The sequence below is a fragment of the Kinneretia sp. DJ1R-11 genome (assembly GCF_025717595.1).
Lineage (GTDB): Bacteria > Pseudomonadota > Gammaproteobacteria > Burkholderiales > Burkholderiaceae_C > Paucibacter_A.
In genome coordinates, this window is record NZ_JAJIRR010000003.1 from 201,924 (window position 1) to 220,653 (window position 18,730).

Annotated in this window: 14 protein-coding genes and 1 pseudogene; 10 read left to right on the forward strand and 5 right to left on the reverse strand. The window is 61.0% G+C overall.

Annotation, left to right across the window (positions count from 1 at the left end; genetic code table 11):
- The first annotated feature begins 48 nt into the window (after positions 1–48).
- From LNV23_RS07575 to LNV23_RS07600, 6 genes are all read left to right on the forward strand, one after another.
- The gene (locus LNV23_RS07575) at positions 49–429 is read left to right on the forward strand and encodes a DUF805 domain-containing protein (protein WP_263562418.1); all 381 of its coding nucleotides are present in this window, start codon (positions 49–51) and stop codon (positions 427–429) included.
- Positions 426–2,711 carry an FAD-binding protein gene (locus LNV23_RS07580; RefSeq protein ID WP_263562419.1) on the forward strand — a complete coding sequence of 762 codons (2,286 nt, stop codon included), beginning with the start codon at positions 426–428 and terminating at the stop codon, positions 2,709–2,711. The genes LNV23_RS07575 and LNV23_RS07580 overlap by 4 nt, the downstream gene beginning before the upstream one ends.
- Positions 2,711–3,763, forward strand: coding sequence for a hypothetical protein (locus LNV23_RS07585; RefSeq protein ID WP_263562420.1), 1,053 nt, complete (start codon positions 2,711–2,713; stop codon positions 3,761–3,763). The genes LNV23_RS07580 and LNV23_RS07585 overlap by 1 nt, the downstream gene beginning before the upstream one ends.
- Before the next feature lie 365 nt (positions 3,764–4,128).
- Positions 4,129–5,193: a hypothetical protein gene (locus LNV23_RS07590; protein ID WP_263562421.1), complete on the forward strand. Its 1,065-nt coding sequence runs from the start codon at positions 4,129–4,131 to the stop codon at positions 5,191–5,193.
- A gap of 152 nt (positions 5,194–5,345) precedes the next feature.
- Entirely contained in the window at positions 5,346–6,041 is a 696-nt protein-coding gene (locus tag LNV23_RS07595) for a LamG-like jellyroll fold domain-containing protein (protein WP_263562422.1), read from the forward strand.
- Positions 6,042–6,526: 485 nt separating this feature from the next.
- A complete protein-coding gene (locus LNV23_RS07600) occupies positions 6,527–10,534 on the forward strand; it encodes a Kelch repeat-containing protein (protein WP_263562423.1) in 4,008 nt (1,335 codons plus the stop codon).
- Between the two features lie 463 nt (positions 10,535–10,997).
- Here LNV23_RS07600 and LNV23_RS07605 read toward each other — a convergent pair whose 3' ends face one another.
- Positions 10,998–11,267, reverse strand: a complete 270-nt coding sequence (locus LNV23_RS07605) for a hypothetical protein (RefSeq protein ID WP_263562424.1) — start codon at positions 11,265–11,267, stop codon at positions 10,998–11,000.
- A gap of 235 nt (positions 11,268–11,502) precedes the next feature.
- Here LNV23_RS07605 and LNV23_RS07610 point away from each other — a divergent pair.
- Positions 11,503–11,729, forward strand: a pseudogene (locus LNV23_RS07610) (oxidoreductase dimerization domain-containing protein); the annotation flags it as partial.
- Between the two features lie 159 nt (positions 11,730–11,888).
- On the opposite strand, the gene LNV23_RS07615 reads toward LNV23_RS07610, so the two are convergent.
- From LNV23_RS07615 to LNV23_RS07625, 3 genes are all read right to left on the reverse strand, one after another.
- Positions 11,889–12,149, reverse strand: coding sequence for a DUF3597 domain-containing protein (locus tag LNV23_RS07615; protein ID WP_263562425.1), 261 nt, complete (start codon positions 12,147–12,149; stop codon positions 11,889–11,891).
- A 149-nt stretch (positions 12,150–12,298) separates the two neighbouring features.
- Positions 12,299–12,751: a YidB family protein gene (locus LNV23_RS07620; RefSeq protein ID WP_505191013.1), complete on the reverse strand. Its 453-nt coding sequence runs from the start codon at positions 12,749–12,751 to the stop codon at positions 12,299–12,301.
- A gap of 430 nt (positions 12,752–13,181) precedes the next feature.
- On the reverse strand, positions 13,182–14,423 hold the full coding sequence (locus tag LNV23_RS07625; RefSeq protein WP_263562426.1) for an alkaline phosphatase PhoX: 1,242 nt from the start codon (positions 14,421–14,423) through the stop codon (positions 13,182–13,184).
- Between the two features lie 316 nt (positions 14,424–14,739).
- Between LNV23_RS07625 and LNV23_RS07630 the strand changes: the two genes are divergently transcribed.
- The 3 genes from LNV23_RS07630 (at position 14,740) to LNV23_RS07640 (ending at position 17,807) form a co-directional block, all read left to right on the forward strand.
- Entirely contained in the window at positions 14,740–15,747 is a 1,008-nt protein-coding gene (locus LNV23_RS07630; RefSeq protein ID WP_263562427.1) for a phospholipase C/P1 nuclease family protein, read from the forward strand.
- Between the two features lie 109 nt (positions 15,748–15,856).
- Positions 15,857–17,185 carry a hypothetical protein gene (locus LNV23_RS07635; protein ID WP_263562428.1) on the forward strand — a complete coding sequence of 443 codons (1,329 nt, stop codon included), beginning with the start codon at positions 15,857–15,859 and terminating at the stop codon, positions 17,183–17,185.
- Positions 17,178–17,807, forward strand: coding sequence for a hypothetical protein (locus LNV23_RS07640; RefSeq protein WP_263562429.1), 630 nt, complete (start codon positions 17,178–17,180; stop codon positions 17,805–17,807). Before LNV23_RS07635 ends, LNV23_RS07640 begins: the two co-directional genes overlap by 8 nt.
- Before the next feature lie 165 nt (positions 17,808–17,972).
- Here the strand turns inward: LNV23_RS07640 and LNV23_RS07645 are convergent, their stop codons facing one another.
- Positions 17,973–18,617, reverse strand: coding sequence for a hypothetical protein (locus LNV23_RS07645; protein ID WP_263562430.1), 645 nt, complete (start codon positions 18,615–18,617; stop codon positions 17,973–17,975).
- Positions 18,618–18,730: the final 113 nt, after the last annotated feature.

Genomic DNA, 18,730 nt, shown 5'->3' on the forward strand with positions numbered 1-18,730 from the left:
AGTGAGAACGGCCTTTGGTTGACTTGGCCATTGAGGAAGAATGTAGCTATGCAATTGCTGTGGGAATTCAGTACCGCCGGACGTTTGGGACGTGGCGGGTTTTGGCTTCGCCACCTGACCGTGCTGCCCGTGGGCCTCTGGCTCCTTGTATCTGTCGAAGAGATCGCGGGTTCACCGTTTGATCTGATTGCTTCTGCAATCTTGCTGCTGATGCTGGTATCAATCTGGGGGCGGCGATTGCATGACAGGGGGCATTCCGCCTGGTGGATTCTGCTGGTCGCCGTGCCTGTCGTAGGGGCGCTTTTGCTTCTGGGCGAATGCGGTTTGCGTGGCACTTCCGAGCATGCCAAGCGCTTCGGTTCAAGGTGCAGCCAACACCTGGATTACTTCACTGTGCAGACCGACCGTCCCAGGAGTACCCAGGCATGAGCACGCACCACACCATCAACGACGTCACGCAGCTCAATCCAGTTCGGGTCATGGCCATCGTGGCGCCGAGTTCCGTCGACGAAGTCCAAGAGGCTTTGCGCCGCACCAATGGCCCCGTGTCCATAGGTGGGGGGCGATTCAGCATGGGTGGGCAGATCGCGAGCCCGGGTAGCTTGCACTTTGACATGCGGGCGCTGAATCAAGTTGTTTCGTTTTCGCCCTCAGACAAGACCATCCGCGTGCAGGCTGGAGTGCGCTGGTGCGATGTCCAGCGCTTTGTTGATCCTCATGGTCTGGCGGTGAAGATCATGCAGACCTATGCCAATTTCACTGTAGGTGGATCCTTGGGTGTGAATTGCCACGGCCGCTACGTTGGACTGGGGCCTTTGGTCTTGTCGGTGCGAGCCATCAAGCTCGTGCTGCACGATGGCTCAGTGATGGAGGCAAGCCGCGACCAGCGACCGGAATTGTTCTTCGGCGTGATTGGCGGCTATGGCGCGCTTGGGGTTGTGGTGGAGGTCGAACTTGATCTGGCTGAGAACAAGCGGGTGAAGCGCGTTGATCAGCTGATGCCGTTGGCGGACTATTGGGAGTTTTTCAAAAACACCGTACGAGGCAACCCGAGGGCCGTCTTTCACAACGCGGACATTTATGCGCCGCGCTACGGCGCGGTTCGCTCGGTCACCTGGGTCGAGACTGAAGACGGTGTGACGACCAAGGAGCGTTTGCAAGCGCTGCGCCGAAGCTACCCGTTACACCAGTACTTCATCTGGGCGATCTCAGAAACTCCGTTCGGCAAGGAACGGCGCGAGAAGTTCATCGATCCCTTGGTGTACATGGGCAAGAAGGTTCACTGGCGCAACTATGAGGCTGGCTACGACGTTGCTGAGTTGGAGCCGCCTTCGCGCTCTGATCGAACGTATGTGCTGCAGGAGTATTTCGTGCCCGTAGAACGGCTCACCGAGTTCGTGCCCGTGATGGCTGCGATCTTGAACCGGCATCGAGTCAATGCGCTGAACATTTCAATTCGGCATGCCATGCCCGATGAGCACACATTGCTCAACTGGGCACCGACCGAAACCTTTGCCTTTGTGCTGTACCACAAACAGAGAACGCGCGAAAACGCCAAATCGCGCGTGGGTGTTTGGACCCGCGAACTCATCGATGCGGCGTTGTCGGTTGGCGGTACCTATTACCTTCCTTACCAGCCTCACGCCACGGTCGAGCAGTTTCACCGTGCATACCCAAAGGCGGGTCAGCTCTTTGCGCTCAAGAGTGAGTTGGATCCACAATTCCGGTTTACCAATGTCTTGTGGGATAAGTACTACCGGGCTTGGCGCCAGAAGGAATCCAGCAGTGCTAACGATGAATCGACGTTGACCGATTTCCATCGGGTATTCGGCGATGTGGTGCTTTCGGATGCGTTTTATCGCTTCCTGCAAAACGTCTTCCGCACCATGCCGGAAGACCGGCTCCATCATCTGATCGGCGAGTCCTGCAAGCTCCACCGCAGCGAGGAGGACATCTATCGACATCTCCAGCGAGAGATCCGCTCAATCAAACCATTTGCAGCGGATCTGGTCTACGCCTTGCCAGCGCTTTTCAAGCAGAAGGCGGAAATGGCGCGGCAGACACTGGCGTTGCTGGCGAGCCTGGGGCGAACCTCGTTCAACGGCTATGTCGAAATCGGCTCCAAGGGCCGCTACTACCGAGGCTTGGCTGCTGCGCTTTCATTGACCGGGCCGCAGGTATTTGTCGATGCCGAGCCACCGACGTATGCGCCGATTGACATGCTGGAACGTGGGCAGGTCAGGCTGCTTGGCGCTCATGTGGGTCTGGCCGAGTTTGCGCCATTGCCGACTTCAGAACTGGCGGACGCAAGCTTTGATTTGGCCACCTGCTATATCGGCTTGCACCATATGAGCCCGGAAACGCTGCTTGGCTTCTTGAATTCGGTGCATCGGATCCTTCGTCCGGGCGGCATCTTCATCGTACGAGACCATGACGTGGGCACGCCTCAGATGCGTGCCTTGGTGTCGCTGGCGCACACGGTGTTCAATGTCGGACTGGGTGAGAGTTGGGAGGTGAATCAGCGTGAACTGCGCTACTTCGAGTCGGCCCCGGCCTGGGTGGAACGCTTGGATGCCGCCGGCTTTGATGACAGCCGCGAGCGCCTCCTGCAAGACAACGATCCAACCAATAACACTCTGTTTGCTTTCATCAAACGCGGGGCTCCCCGACTGGACGCCTTGGTGGTGAGAAATGATGGAGAGACAGCCTGATGCGTCGCCAATGTTCACTGGGCCTGTGTTTCATATTGATCTGGCTGGGCGCGATCTCTAGTGTCGCTGCTCAGGCGCCGAGCGGCGAGGTTCTGGCGCCGGCGGAGCACCGTCGCTCGCCGGACCAGACCTTTCTCACTTTCCCTGAGTGGTATCTGGTGCACAGCCCGGCGGAATATGCGGGTTTCATTGCGTCGGCTGAGCATCCCAGTCGCTTTCCCTTGTATGCACACATCGGACAGTTTTGGCAGTCCTATGCAGCCGTCAACAAGGAGATTGCGAAGTACCCCTTCAATGCTGGCTATCACCTGATGGTGATGGTGATCGGCCTCAGCACGACGGTGGAATATGCCCTCAAGGCTACGTATGAACACACCATAGGGCGACTGGCTGAGGCCACCAAGTCAGCGCGGCAAGTGCCCGAAGAAGGATTCGCCGCGCGTTACGCTCAGTCCTATGTGGACTTCATCCGCGTGGATCCTTGGTACAAGTTTGATTTCTTGGCCCAGCTCAAGCTGCTTTGGCAAGACGCGCCCAGTGCAGGGCCGGATTTGATTCGTCGTTGGGAGCGGCGCTTTGCCTTGACTTCAGAGTTGCTGGTGAAAGAGGGCTATGCCCGCCTCATCAAGCTGGGTTCGCAGACTGTTTACGACGCTCCGGAATCAACTACCGCCATTGTGTTGAGTGCGGCGGCATCGCCTGCTGCAGCCTACCCGGACTTGCAGCCATTGGGCCTCAGTCGCAGTGACGGCGCTGTGCTGGCCACGATTCCGCGCTACGAGGGCTTTACCCACTACAGCCAGTGGCTTGCTTCGCAGGGACTGGACTTTGTCGAGATCGCCGGAAACAGGGGCGAGGTACTGGTCAGCCAAATCGGGCCTGAGTCCTGGTCACCTGGTCGTGGTCGTGTTCTGTTTGAGCAAGCGATATTGACTCAGCCCGGACGCAAGCGCGTAGTGTTTGCCGTACCGATTGCTGGGCTGGCCCATGCTTTGCGTGAGACTTCGGCGACGCGTGACGCTGTCGTCCTTGAGCATGTGTACGACTTTTGAGATGCCTGCCAAGCGAGTGTCGAGTGCCAACTGGCGATAGCGTTCGATGCCTTTGCTTGAAGTGTTGACAGGCACCATTTTGGCCGACTGAATAGGCAGAGCCCGATTCGGAAGCGCCCCGAGCTTTTTCTTTGCTGGCCCAAGATGCGCTGATCCAGCGCTTTGCTGCCTTCCTGTTACTCATGTGCGAATTGTGATGATGCGCGCGTGTTACCAAAACGAACATTTGAAAACCGCGCGCCACCTATCATCGCCAGCGAATTTTCGACTGAGAAGAATTCGAATTGATCTGTCCGCAGGGGGGAATGAATATGAGAGCCACAGTTTTGAAAATGGCGCTGTGCGCGCTGCCTTTAAGTTTCAGCGTGTCCGCGCAGGCACAGGAACAACAACAGCAACAACAGCAGCAAAGCGAGAGCTCGGGCGGTTTTGGCTCCATGCTGATGAACAGCGTCAAGAAGGCGCTAAATAAGAACGGGCTGACCGGGCAGGATGGCACCGCCAACCCGAATGACAAGGCCGGCGCGAGCTATCAAAAGCTGACCGACACCAAACTCAAGGATTTGTTCAAGGCGCACCCGGTGCGCAATGACATGAATCCGCCGGCGTTTCCGAAAGTGGCGATTCGCATCCTCAGCCATTCCAAAAGCCTGGGTCAGTGGGAAAACCGCAGCAACACGCCCAATGAGTGCGTCAATTACCAGGTGACCTTGTGGACCGATGAGAAAACCAGCGAGAAATTCGAGAATCTGCGCATGTGCGCGACCGACCTGGCATTCAATATCAGTTTCACCACGGTGCGCAGCCCCTGGCCGGTGAAGTTCAATTACAACAAGAATTCGGGCCAGGTCCGTGATGATGGCCCGGTGGCGCCGAAGCAGCCCTATCCGACCGACCCGGTTGCACGCAATCTCATGTACGGCGGCGGTGTGTTCTACATCGGCTCCATGTTTGTGCAACTGGGCTACGAGTGGGAGTACCCGCACGACACCATGCGCGTCTGGGTTTCGGGTGTCAGCGCCGACGGCAAGATCGCGCCGGCTGTGGCGCCCGCGCTAGATGCCGGGCACTCCGCCGGCGGCAAGCCGGACAGCGCGCCTGAGCCGGGCGCATTCATCAGCACGCCAGCACCGGGGCAGTACGACGGCAGCGATCGCAACTTCGACCGCAGCCTGCTCGTCAAGGCCAATGGCGGTTTTGAGATCAAGGTGAAGAGCAAGTCCGGCGCTGCCCGTGCTGGCTCTGGTGAGGGCCAACTCAGCGATGCGCCAGGCGGCTGGAGCCACAGCGCCGGGCGTTGCACGATGACGCTCATGCGTGCCGCCGGCGGCGTGCGCTTGAAGGCCGAAGGTTGTGTTGAGGCCTGGGGCGATGTGCCTTTTGACGGCCGCTATCAGTTCAAGAGTGCAGTTGCAGCGACTCAGCCCTGAACGCCAACAGGGCGCATGCGCTTGGTGTTCTGTGACCAAGCACACGTGCCGCTCAGGCAAACCCCCTGTATCGGTGGGCTGGAGCACGCGCTCAGCCGGCTGCTTGGCCTCATAGTTGCGCTTGCGCATCCAAACTCAAAGTCAGAACCCTCGTGATCAATAAGACTGCCATCGCCCTGACCCTGTCGCTGCTCGCCATCGGCTCCCATGCCGCCACGCCCAGCCACCTCTACCTGCTCAACGGCAATTTGCGGGACGCGATGGGCGGTGCCGACCTGATTGCCAGCCCTGGCGCTTCGCTCGATGCCAGCGGCGTCAGCTATCAAGCCAATCAGGGCCTCAGCTTTGCCGGCGCCTTGGGCGGCAGCTACACCATCGACTTCAGCTACGAGGCCTATGAGTTGAGCGGCTACCGCCGTTTGCTCGATTTCAAGCAGGGCGCCACCGACAACGGCCTCTACAGCCGGGATGGCGTCCTGAATCTCTATGTGTTCGGCTCCAACCCCGGCCCGACGAGCTTCAACACCCACGAATTCAACCGCGTGACCATCAGCCGCGACGCCAGCAGCCAGCAGGTCTACACCTACCTCAACGGCCAGCTGCAGCACAGTTTCTTGGATACCGGCAATCAGGCCGTATTCGTGGATGCGGGCGCGCGCTTTTTCATCGATGACGGCGGCGAGGCCGGTGCCGGCAAGGTGGACTACATCGCCTTCTACGACCAGGCCTTGAGCAGCGCTGAGATCGCCTCCCTGACGCCGGCCGTGCCCGAGCCCAGCGGCTATGCGCTGATGGCTGCCGGTCTCTTGGCCGTGGGCGCGATGGCGCGCCGCCGCAGCACGCGCTGAGCCCACCGCTCTGGCAGGCCTGCTCACTCGAGCCCTTCTGCTGCTTGAAGCAGCTCGGGAGTCTTCGAGTTTGGCTGGTAATCAGGTTGAGAGGCATTGGCGCTGCGGCTGTGCGCTCGGCATGTGGTCTCCATTCGCTCGAACTTGACGATCCCATTTTGCTGCTCGGCACTTGAAGCAAGCGATCCCACGGACGCAGTCGACCTTTGGTGCCTGAACGGAAGCCTCTCGCCATGGCTTGAGAGTTCGCACCGCCGCTTCAGCCTAGGCTCGGTAGATTGTTCGACCGCGAAGCTCCGCCGCTTGGGTCATTCCGTTGACGCGCCGCGTGTATTCGGTGCACCCAGTTAGGGGGGGGCGGGTGCAATGAGTGGCCTTTCTCACGGGTTCCCCCTGATTAAGGGGGCGGTCAAAAAAAGCCGGATGACTTACGCTTCTCAAGTTGCCCGGCGTGCCGGGCTTTGCCATATTTCAAGGGATTGCCTATGTACAAGGTATCAAGGACGGCGACTACGCTTTTGGCCCTCAGCTTAGCTGCCAGCTCCTCCTGGGCTGCTGCTATCGTCGCCACGTGGACCAAGAAAGCGCCATTGGCTGCATTCCGTTCCCCGCTCGATCCCGGTCCACGCAGTTGGACCACACTGACCTTCGATTCGCTCAATGGCAAGTTGGTGTTTTTCGGGGGCAGTGCGGGAGCCAATTTTGTCTCTGACATTTGGCAGTACGACACGCTGGCTGACAAGTGGACTGCGGTCGAGTACCCCGCTGAAAACTGCCCCGGGACTTTTGGTTTCTCGGGGCCGGACGGCCGGGACACGCAGACCGTGGTTTACGATGAGTTCAACCACCTGTATTGGTCGCTTTCGGGGGGCGGCCACAAGTGTTCCGGTACCGCTGCAGCCATCAAAACTGCGCAGGCCGGTACTAACTCGACCACGATCGTCGATGCAAGTTTGCCCGGTGACGTGACGTCTGACTATTTCAAGGACTGGACCGTCACGACCAGCGGCGGTAAAGCGTTCATCTCGTCCTACGACTCAACCACCAAAACCATCAAGCTTGCCACCTCGATTGCTGGACTCAATCAAGGCGCAACGTACCAAATCAAAGTTTGGACTGACGGCGGGTCCTGGTACTACTCGCCTGAGAGTCGGCAATGGGGCAGGTTGCAGCTTGAACATTGGGGCTATACCGGGCCGACTCCTCATGTGGGCTACGGGTCGAACACACCCGCAGCCGCTTACTCAAACGCTGACAAGACCATCGTCATGTTTGGTGGTTCGATCAACGGCGTTACTTTGAATGACACTTGGGCATTGGATACAACGACCAAGACTTGGGTTCTGAAGAAGCCCAATGCAGAGGTTGGACCGTACAAGCGCAGCGAAATCAACAGCGCAATGGTCTATGACTCGGTCAATGACGTGTTCATTTTGTTTGGCGGTCGGTGTGACGGTTCCGACAGCCGTTGCCCGGGCGGACGTGGCCCACTCGGCGACACCTGGGCATACAAGCTTTCCACCAATACCTGGACGCAGATGATCACGCCGGTCAGTCCTCCTGCCCGGATGACCCACCAGATGGCTTTTGACCAAGAGCGAGGCGTGGTAGTGATGTTCGGTGGCACTTCGGTGAAGGACATCTACTCCGTCAATCCGACGGAAGCGACTCTGTTTCGTGATTTGTGGATCTACGACTACGCGAAAAACATCTGGACCGATGTGACCCCGACCGTGACGCCGCCGGGACGTTACATCGGCACCATGGCCTATGACCCCATTGCCAAGGTCAGTGTGTTGTTCGGCGGTCGCGAACCCGGACAAGCCATTCAGGGCGGAATCTGGACTTTGCAACTGACTGAGTCCGACAGCAATGTCAACCAAGTGCCCATTGCGGCTGCAATTGCGACGCCGGCAAGCGGCTCCCTCGAAACTACGTTTTCGTTTGATGCAAGCGCCAGCAGAGATAGCGATGGGGAAATCGTGTCCTACCTCTGGGATTTTGGTGATGGCAGCACAGCTTCGGGCCCGAGCGCGAGCCATCGCTTCGCTAGCGCAGGCAGTTTCAATGTGGTTGTGACGATCACCGACGACCGTGGGGCGACTGCGCAAAAAGCGCTGATGGTCCAAGTTTCAAACGGCGACGTCACGCCGGATGCGTTCTCCTTTGCAGCGGTTTCCGGTGCTGCGTTGAATACATGGGTGGTTTCTGGCCCCGTGACCGTGGCCGGTATTGATGGCAGCGTGCCGGTATCGATCACCGGCGGTGAATACAGCATCGACGGTGCCCCGTTTACCGCCCAGGCTGGAGTCATTGCAGCAGGACAAGCAGTGCGAGTACGGGTGTTGAGCAGTGGCGCAAATTCGTCGCCCCGCAGCGCCACCCTCTCGGTGGGCAGCGTCGCGGCAAGCTTCAATGTGACGACGCTTGCAGTGAGCGGTGATGTGAAGCCGTTTGCGTTTGTTCCAGAAACCAAGGCCTTGTTGAACACCATGGTGATTTCCGGAACGGCGACGCTCAGCGTCAATACGCCGACAGCGGTTTCCATCACGGGTGGTGAGTACAGTGTGAATGGCGGCGTGTTCACGACGGCGCCGGGACTGGTTTCTAACGGCCAAGGTATCCGGGTTCGTATGCTGAGTGCATCAACCTTTGCGACGACCAAGACGGCCATCGTGACGGTCGGATCTGTCAATGCGGCCTATACCGTCACGACCGTTGCCGAAGACATCACGCCTGATGCATTCGCTTTTGCGGCCGTGAGCAACGTAGCCTTGAACTCGCCCATTATTTCTAACGGTGTTGGTGTGTGGGGCGTCAACACGGCAACCCCGATTAGCATCACAGGAGGCGAGTACAGTGTGTCGGGTGCGGCTTACACATCGGCACCTGGAACCGTCGAGAAGGGGCAAACTGTCCGGGTCCGTTTGACAAGTAGTGCTGAATTTGGCGTGAAGAGCAGTGCGGCCTTGACCATTGGAACGGTCACTTCGGTGTTTGATGTCACGACTGGCAGCCTGGACGCAGTCCCTGATGCCTTTGCATTTCCCTCGGTCAGTGGAGTCGCAGTCTCTTCGGTTGTGGTTTCTGCCGGGGTAACCGTGCGGGGCATCAACAGCGCGGCCCAGATCAGCGTCAGTGGCGGTGAGTACAGCATCAATGGCGCTGCATTCACCAGTGCACCCGGGGTTGTTTCCGCAGGGCAGTCGGTTCGCCTGCGCTTGACCAGCAGTGCGAGCTACGGCGGTATCAACACGGCGGTGCTCACCATTGGCGGTGTATCTGCCAGCTTTGCAGCGACGACGGTTGGCATGGATACAACGCCGACGGCATTCGCTTGGTCGAGCCTGAGCAATGCTGATTTGGCAAGCGTGATCACTTCACCTGCAGTCAGCATCACAGGGGTCAACGCCGCGACGCCTGTCAGCGTGGCGGGTGGTGAATACAGCATCAACAACGCCGCGTTCACGAGCGCACCAGGAACCATTCTCAATGGTCAATCTGTGCGCGTTCGAGTTGCTAGCAGCGCTCAGTACTCGAGCGCCAGCACGGTCTCTTTGAACATCGGTGGTGTCGTTGGAACCTTCACTGTGGTGACGGCGGCGCCCAACGGCACGCCCAAGCCCTTTACCTTCCTCGCGAACACTGTGGCCCGGCCGAGTACGGTCGTCACTTCGGAAAGTAAAGTTATTTCTGGTATCAACACGGCGGCCGCAATCAGTGTGGCGGGGGGTGAGTACAGCATCAACGGTGGGGTATTCACTGCAGCGCCGGGCACTGTCAGCAACGGACAAAGCGTCCGCGTTCGTTTGACCACAGGAGCTGAGTTTCAGTCGACCCAAAGCGTCAATCTGATGGTTGGCTCCTACACCACTCGCTTTGACGTGACTACCGTGGCTGCTGATCGCATTCCCAACGCATTTGCGTTTGCTCCGATTTCAGGGGTGTTGCTCAACTCTCAGGTGGTGTCGGCGACGCTCACAATTGGCGGAATCAACGCAGCCACGCCGATTACGATCGAAGGTGGCGAGTACAGTGTCAGTGGTGGGGCTTTCACCAGTGCTCCTGGTACGGTGCTGGATGGTCAGGGTGTTCGAGTTCGTGTCACGAGTAATTCTGGCTTCTTGAGTACCAAGCGTGCCGTTGTGACCATCGGTGGGGTCAGCGCCAACTTCGATGTCACCACCGTGGCTGAGGACCCGGTGCCTGATGTATTTGCCTTTGCCGAAGCCACCAACGCTGCTGTTGACACCCTCGTTGTGTCCTCTTCGGCCGGCATCTGGGGTATCAACACGGCTGCCCCGGTCAGTGTGGAGAACGGTGAGTACAGCATCGCCGGCGCAGCTTTCACGAGTGCGCCTGGCACCATCACCAAGGGTCAAACGATCCGCGTGCGTGTGCGCAGCAGCAATCTACCGCTGACCACCACGACAGGCACGCTCAATGTTGGCGGCTTCCAGGTCCCCTTCAAGGTGACCACGCGTAGCCAGTGAGGACGGCGCCCCGGGATTCATATCCCGGAGCTCCGCGAGTCCCTGGTTCGCTGAGGCTGTGAACCAGCGAACACGCCAGCAAGAGTGGATAGGGTCCGGTTCCATCAGGAGTCGGGCCTTTTTTTATAGCAATGTACCGTGCGCCGGTTAGAGGGCAGGGGCAAGACTTGCTCCCCCGAAGCTTGTTTGAGATGCAGCGTCAGCCCCGAGATGCTGTTGTAGGCCCGAAGAACGATGTGGATGGCCTCTCCGTCACTGACCGCCTGCGTATGTTGGCGATCAAATCCAGCAAGTACGCGCATTCCTCCAGCTCATCGGCCGCGTCGTCCGCCGTTTGCAAGGAAACCGCGAACAGTACCGAGCGTGGCTGGCGCTTTCTTTGTCTTGCTCCCAGCCATGCGGCAAGGCGTAACTTATGACCTCGGCCCGGGTCTGGCAATAGGCCGCGTGTTCGGCCAATAGGTCAAACTCCGGCGTACTCAGTTGCAGAAGCCGCGTCAGCAGCAAACCGGTTGCATCGGCCACCAGGGCGTTGGGCTGTTTTTGCAGCAAAGCTTGCAAGGCCTTTCTGGCCCAAGACCTCGTCCATGCGATCACCAATACGGAAGGCATCTGCCCCCAGCGCCTGCATGGCTTCGGCCAGCATTGCAATCGCCTCGCGCTTTCTGAAAAAGTTCAGCAGCCGCTTGCGGGCCCGGTTCCAGTCGATCAAGAAGACGATGCGCGAAGCCACGTTCTCCGGTATCCGCAAGAGCTGTGCCTCGGCCACAAAGCAGGCGGTGCCTATCTGACAGGCTTCGCCCCGATTTATGCAGAGCTTCCCTAACTTTCAGATGACCGATCAGGATCTCATGCATCCATTGCCTTTGGCCATCTGTCATTGCTGTTGGCCCGCATGCTGACTGAGTGGCTTCTCGATTTGGAGCGAGCCAAGGAGACAGCGCACGGTCGAGATCGACCTGTCTTCCTGGGGCGTGGCAGACCGCGCGAGTGCCCAGGTCCACGACGGCAGCTTCACCAGTCTGCGTTTCGATGAGGAAATCGATGTCATATGCGGCGGCATCGTTGGCACCCACGCCGGCGACATGATCGCCGAGGTCGGCCTGGCCATCGAGATGGGTGCTGACGCTGTGGACATCGGAAAGTCCGTTCACCGCACCCCACGTTGGGCGAGAGCGTCCGCATGGCGGCGTAAGTAGGGCATGACTCTCGCAAGGTTTTGACGCCGGCTCGAAAGTAGGGCGTTCAGCCTCGCTCAACAAGGCTGGGCCAAAAAGACAAAGTCCCGGGTCCGTGGGCTCAGGCTTTCTTCTGGGTTGCGTTTGCGCCTACAAGGCGGCGCATTGCGCCGAACTCAGAGCAGCTCTGTCGGGATATCGCCGCCGTCCTGGGCCAGCTTTTGCAGCACGGTCTTTTGCAGCCACATATTCATTTGCGCCGACACCTTCATCTTGTCCGCCGGGCAACCCAGTTCCTTGCGAGCGGCAAGGCTGCTGTCCAGGCCCAGAAGCTTAATCAAACCCACGATGGACACTTTCCAGCTGAGCTTGTCAGCATGGGCCGAGGCCAGGGCCGCTAGCTTGCTCACCACATCGACCTCGCTGACGGCTTGCACGGCAGGGGCCGCTGCTTCCTGGGCGGGCGTGGCTGGCTCCTGTCGCCGTGGGTATCGCGGTCTCTACCGTGTCGGCGCCAAAACCGAGTTTGGCTCAAATCGTGCTCAACATCCCCGTGGAGTTTTTCCTTTGCTTCGTACTTGCTTGCTCAGCGTTGCAACAGGGAGCCGAGTGCGTCCATCAGATCGCCGGCATTGCCAAGGCCGCCCGAGGGCTGCTGGCCGCCCGGAGTGAGCCGGTCTACCAGTCCCGGCAGAATGCTGGACAACTGGCCGGCCATGTCCGCCGGCTCCAGTCCCAGCTTGCCCGCCATGCCCGCGATCGCATCGTTGCCCAGCACTTGCTGCAGCTGATCGGCGCTGATGGGCTGGTTCTGGCCGCTGCCTATCCAGGAGGCAATGACATCGCCCAGGCCCGCCGCGCGGAACTTGTTCGACAGGCCGTCGAGCCCTCCCGCGCTGCCGTCATTGCCCAGCAGGCTGGCCGCCATCTGCAGCAGCTCGGGTCTGGCGCTGACCATGCCGATCAGCGCGGAAAGCCCGCCTCCGTCTTGCGCCGTGTTTTGGCTGACGGCGCCCAGCAGTGAATCCAGCAAGCTCATGAAATTCCCCTTCAGTTGAGAAGTGCCAAGTTGGACATGCGAAGTCGTGCCGAGTTTGGCCCTCTTGTGTGACAGCCAGCATGGCCCACTTCATCTGCGTTGCGAAGCCTCATCGAGTGCCCGGTTCTGAAAAGAACCGGTCCTTCTTTGGGACTGGGCCCATGTGAAGCGATGGCGTTGGCATCTGTCCCCAGCGTCTGTGGATAAGTCCGTGAGCAAGCTGCGGGCGGGCCCGGCAAGTGCTTGAGTGCGCAGGCGGAATCCTGGCTTGCTACGAAAACGGGCGGCCAGCGTGGTCCGGGCTGCTGACGGTTTGCTGATGTGATCCATCGTCACGTTGCGTGTGCTGCCATGCAGGTAGTTCTGTGCCGGCTTGATGAGGATGCTCTCGCGACCTTCAGACGGCGGGGCGTGTTCCGCCCCGCAATCCTCAAATGCCCAGGAAGGGCCCTCGCACTTCAAAGCTCACGCCGTTGGCGCCGCTGCCCGTCGTGCCGCGCTGAGAGCTGAAGTACAGGCGGCTGCCATCGGGGCTGAAGGCGATGCCGGTCATTTCGCTGGCGTTGTGGCCTTCCAGCTTGACGATGGGCGCCACCTCACCACTGGGTCGGATCACGCAGATCTGCATGTCGCCGCCGTCCTCTGCCACATAGACATCGCCCAGGGCCGAGACAATGACGTTGTCCACTCCGGTCAGCACCGGGTTGCTGGCCGTGTTGTCGTCGTAGAGGATGCTCAGCTGGTTGGCTGCGGTTTCATAGGCCCAGACCCGGTTGTCGCCCTTGGTCGTGAAGTACACGATGCCCTTGTGGAACCAGCAGCCTTCTCCGCCATTGAAGCTGGAGCTGGCGCTCACCTGCTTGCGCGTGCGCGTGCCCGAACTGCTGGGGTTGGGTGTGGGAACGCTCAGCCATTGCAGCGAGTAGGGCGCAGCCGAGCCGACGCGCCGGGCGACTTCCAAAGTGCCTGAGCTCAGGTCGTTTGCCCGTGCCGGGCGGAAGCGGTAGAAGCGTCCGTCGCTCTTGTCCTCGGTCAGGTAGACATAGCCGGTCCTCGTGTCGAAGGTCAGTGCCTCGTGGTCGAACCAGCCCAGGGCATTGCGCAGCACCGGCGCCTTCTGACCGAAGGGGTCGCACTCCACCACACGACCGCGGTCGACTTCCTCGCAGCTGAGCCAGGTGTTCCAGGGGCTCATGCCGCCAACACAGTTGCGGCTGGTGCCGCTGCAGATGGAGTAAGCGCTGGTGATGCTGCCCGTGGAGTTGAATCGAATGGCCGAGACGCCGCCTTTGCCACCATCGAGCTCGCAATTGGACAGATAGATCCAGCCGCCGTCGCCACTGGCCAGACAGGCGCCGCCATCCGGCGTGCTGTGCCAGGTGTAGCCGGTCGATGCGACTTTCTGCCCGCTGCGTGCGATCACCCGCGAGCTGAAGCCCGAGGGCAATCGGAGTCCATTGACGTCAGGCGCCTGCAGCGGCCCCACCGCCGCCAGTGAGGCAATCGCCTGCAAGCCTTCGGGTCCATGCGGGTTGGCTGGAACGGCCGGCAAGCTCTGGGCCCAGGCGCTCGTCGGCCCCACGGACACCAGGCCTGCGCCGATCAGGCTACGCCTTAGGAAGTCCCGGCGCATTTCCAGGGGCGAGGCGGGATGTGCAGCGGTCTCACTCATCGAAAGTCTCCTTTTAGTTGCTTATTGGCATCGAACCGAGCCGCAAATGAGTATTCCTTTGAACGATGACATCCGCGCAAGCGATAGTAAATTTCATGGAGTGCGAACCAATGGTTATGCGTAGTGGATTTGGTTCTTGCCTCGTCACAGTGGCTTAGATACCTTTCCATCAGTGCAGGCCGCGAACGCGATGTGGCCCAGTGACTGCGAATGGCCCGCTCTTGAAAGGGGAGTCTTTTGGATTGCTTCACCCTTCATGACGATGTCATGAATGCGGGCGACCATCAACTTTTTAAATTCCTTGGTGTCGTCGCATATGAAAGCTCTGTTGATTGCAGGTCTGTGCTGCGTTTTGGCCGACCAAGCCCACGCCTTCGCGCAGGAAACGCACAAGCGCATCGCCATGGATGCCGTGGCTTATATGCAGCGCAATCCGAGCAGCACCAATTTCGTCAAGCTGCAAGCCGGCCTGGTCAAGGCTGGCTATACCGTCGAACAGTTTGCTCAACAGTTGGGCCAAGGTGCCTACGATGTGGACGACTTCGCCGACACCTATATCTGTGGCGCAATCACCGGTGATTGCCAGCTGGCGCCGGTCTGGGGTTTGGGCAAAGGCATCGTCAACTACACCTCGTACTGGCATTTCCAGAACCACACGCAAGGCCCGGACGTACACGGCAACCCCTTCGGTGGTTACAACTATGCCAAGCTGACCGTCAAAGGCGACATTGACGAGCTCGCCGCGACCTGGCTGGTGGGTGATCACTTGGACGACGGCCGTGGCGGCATGAAGGGTTGGTTCAGTGACGGCAGCAAGTACAACACCTATGGCATCACCGAACGCAACTACCGCCAGGGCAGCACTTCGACGCCGGCGATGTATGCAGATTTTGAAAAAATGCCTTTCCAGCCCATCGACAACCTCGGCCAATACTGGTGGAGCCAGTTTCTGGCCAAGCCGACGGTGCAGAGCTTGGGCTTTGTGATGCACACCACCGATCTGCTCCAGCCGCACCACACCTGGACCACTTCGGCACGCAATCACACCGGCTGGGAGACCTGGGTCAAGGACTATTACGACCAGGAGCGTCTGAGCGAAGACGCGCTGGTGACGGAGGCCTTGGGCAGCTTCACGCCGCTGGCGCCGACGGCGACGGACATCCGCCCGCTGCTGCGTCAAGGTGGCGCGCTGTCTTACGCACGCGGCGGCATCGTGCTCAGCAGCACCGACCACAAGGACCGCAAGACCGTCGGTCGCGTGGTGGTGCCCCATGCCATTGCCATGGTGGTGCATCTCTTGAACCGCGCCGCCGAGCGTTTCTGAGCCCATGGGCGAGCGACGCGGCTGGCGAGGCCGGTGCCGGACTGGGCTGGCTTTGGTCTTTGGGCTGTGGACAGTCTTGCACGTTTCTGTGAGTGCTCGAGCGGCTGCAGTGGCTTCGGCGCCGCTGGCTGATGTGGTGGTTGAGGGAGTGACGCTGTCGGCCCATGCACAGGCGGCCTTGTGCCAGCTCGCGCAGCGCCAGGAGCCCGATCTGCCCTGCGAGCGGGTGGCGCAGCAATGGCTGCGGGATTGGGTGGTGGGGCGCCAAGTCGCACAGGGCATTTCGGCCGAGCGCTTGTTCCCGGCTCGGCATGTGGCCTATCCGCTTGAGATCGAGGTCGAGCGGGTCTGGATCCATCTGCTCACACAGCTGAGCGGGCCCGCTTTCTCGCAAGCCTGGGCTGCGGAACGCAAGCGCCTGGGCTGGCAGGCCGTCAAGCCGGGGGCGACGCACCGCGCGTTTCTCGCCGCAACGCCGGCATTTCGCCTCGATGACCGCTTGTCGCCGGCGCAACAGCGTCTGGCGGCCCGGCTACCCGTGCTGCGGCAATGCGTTCACTCTGCTTGCACTTCCTTGTCCTTGAGCGAACTCTGGGGGCGCATGAATGTGCAGTCGCGCACCGCGGTGCTGGACGGCGATTGGCGCCCCGTGCAAGCGGCTGGCGACGAACTGCTGCAAGCGCGCTTCGCCGACCGTTGGCTGCCCAGCCAGCCCGGCTGGCAAGCCCAGGATGTGGCGGCGCTGCGTGGTGGGCTGCAGGCGCGACTGCAGCGCGCGGCTTGGGTGCGGCTCCGTGGTCTGGATGGTGATCCGCATGGCCCGCGCGAGGGCTGGGCCGAGCTCAGCGCCACCCTCACGGACGTGGACATCGAGGCTTATTACCGCGCCCACAGCGATGACTTCGCTCGCATCGAGTCGCTGCAGGGCTGGCGCGGCCGATGCGCGACGGCGCTTTGCGCCCAGCAGATCGAGGCGCGTTTGCGGGCCCTGCAAGCGCCGGCACAGCTCAGCGCACTGGCTGAGGCGCCGGTGGCGGGCTGGCAGCTGGAGCCCGTGCATTGGCGCCTGGGCGATTCAGAGGCCAAGCAGAATGCGCGTGAACGCTGGTCGCTCAGCTTGCTGATGGCGGCGCAGCCTGGCGAGCCGCCCTTGGGCGTGCGTGCACCGGGCGTGGACAGCCTCGGTTGGGAGTGGGTGCAGCTGAGCGCGCGCAGCATGGGCGTGCATCCTTTGAGCAGCGAAACCGTTCGCTACCAGTCGCGTCTGGCGCTGACCCTTGAGCGCATGCGCGAGGGCTGGGCACAGGCCCAGGTCCAGTGGCTGCAGGACGCGGACATTCGCTGGGGCGACGGCCGGCGCGGCTGGCCTGCATCTGGGTCCGCTGCAGTGCTGGCCTGGCCCGACGCGCAGCAGGGCCATGGGCATTCACATGACTGATCCTAGGGCGCGCTCGCAGGTCGCGTCGTTCTGGTCGAGCCAACAGGGCGGTGCCCGCAGTTCTCTGCTAATGGTCAGCGCCCTGGTCGCGGCACTGGTGCTCGCCGGGTGGCTCATGCAGCCCGAGCAGGCGCCACCGGCCGAGGTCGCGCGGGTCCAGCGCCAGGCGCCGGCGGCTTCTGCGCCGGATCCGCAGCCCGCGCTTGCTTCGGCCTCGGCAGCAGCTCCGGTGCCGGTGCCACCGGCCACGTCAGCTGCGCTTTCTTCGCCCCTGGCCTCCGATGCACTGCAGCCTGCCCAATGGAGCATGGCTGACGCTCGCGTGAATGGCGATCCGCGCACACCACCCTTGCACCGCCCCGCGCCGGAAGCTCATACCCCGGTCTGGCAGCTCAGCGATCACGAAGGCCATCTGCGTCGCGAGCTGGATGAGCACCGCGCCGTTCAGCAGGCTTTCGTTGAAGCTGCGAACGCCGAGCTGCCCAAGCTTGAACAATGGCTGGCCCTCGGTCGCGCGCAGGGTGTGTCCGCCGAGCAATTGGCGGTGGCGGAGGAAAAGATCCGACGCCTCAAGGCCCAGCGCGAATTGACCCTGAGGGGTCTGGAAGGCACGAAGCCCTGAGCCTTGTGGCTCTGGTGCGCCAGCCTTCGGCGCGCTCATGCTGCGAATCGGCAGCTTTGTCCCCGTCCTCTGTGGATAAGTGCGTGCGCAAACTGCGGGCGACGCGCTCAAGCTGTTGATTGCAAAGGCTTGTTTCTGGCTTGCTGCCAAATGAGGCAGGGGGGCTCAGCGTTCGGTGCCTGAAACGTGGGCAGGGGGCGTAGCTGGTGGCAAGCTGGCACAGTCGGCCACGCCGTAACGGTCCACCTGCACGCGGTAGTGGGCTTGCGCTGGCCGCGCCTGCCATTCCTGCAAGTTCTGGCGGCAGCTCCACTGGCGGCCGTCGTCCGCCTGCAGTTGCAGCTCATAGAAAGCCTGGCGCTTGCCCAGCCGTTCGGCCCCGAGAGCCTGGCCTTGCGCGTCGTCCAGACGCAGCTCGGGATGCGGCCAATGAGGCGCGGCCGGCGCCTGCCCCTGGCTTTGCGCCACATAGCTGGTGCGCCACTGCGGCGAGCGGTAATGGCAGTGTTCAGAGGGGCCCTGGCGTTGGCCGCTGGGGTCGCTGTCCAGGGTGCGACGGCTCAGCACCAGCGCACCCACCGGCAGTTCATCGCACCAGCCGCTGCCAGTCTCCAAGACCCGGCGCTCCACCTCGATTTCCAGCCGCCAGGTCTTGGCGACCTGTTCCACCATCAATCCATGGGGCCCGAACACCCAAGCTGCCAGGGCCAGAACCGGGCCCGAAGCCATTGCGGCGGCCAGCCAGTGCTTCCTGGCGCGCTGCTGTGCCGGGCTGCGGACTGATTTGGAGGCGGTGCCGGTGTCGCTCATGACCAGATTGTCGGCCAGGCCGTAAGCCCGCTGTGGTACCAGCGGCTCATGCGGCCGGTATGACTGCAGTCCAGGAGCCTGCTTTGCGTCTATATTTGCGCGCAATCCAAACA

What these genes read in the sequence shown, in the direction of transcription:
- LNV23_RS07630 (WP_263562427.1), top strand. Translation starts at nt 14,740, where the DNA reads ATGAAAGCTCTGTTGATTGCAGGTCTGTGCTGCGTTTTGGCCGACCAA.
- LNV23_RS07625 (WP_263562426.1), bottom strand. Translation starts at nt 14,423, where the DNA reads ATGAGTGAGACCGCTGCACATCCCGCCTCGCCCCTGGAAATGCGCCGG.
- LNV23_RS07575 (WP_263562418.1), top strand. Translation starts at nt 49, where the DNA reads ATGCAATTGCTGTGGGAATTCAGTACCGCCGGACGTTTGGGACGTGGC.
- LNV23_RS07645 (WP_263562430.1), bottom strand. Translation starts at nt 18,617, where the DNA reads ATGAGCGACACCGGCACCGCCTCCAAATCAGTCCGCAGCCCGGCACAG.
- LNV23_RS07585 (WP_263562420.1), top strand. Translation starts at nt 2,711, where the DNA reads ATGCGTCGCCAATGTTCACTGGGCCTGTGTTTCATATTGATCTGGCTG.
- LNV23_RS07580 (WP_263562419.1), top strand. Translation starts at nt 426, where the DNA reads ATGAGCACGCACCACACCATCAACGACGTCACGCAGCTCAATCCAGTT.
- LNV23_RS07640 (WP_263562429.1), top strand. Translation starts at nt 17,178, where the DNA reads ATGACTGATCCTAGGGCGCGCTCGCAGGTCGCGTCGTTCTGGTCGAGC.
- LNV23_RS07600 (WP_263562423.1), top strand. Translation starts at nt 6,527, where the DNA reads ATGTACAAGGTATCAAGGACGGCGACTACGCTTTTGGCCCTCAGCTTA.
- LNV23_RS07620 (WP_505191013.1), bottom strand. Translation starts at nt 12,751, where the DNA reads ATGAGCTTGCTGGATTCACTGCTGGGCGCCGTCAGCCAAAACACGGCG.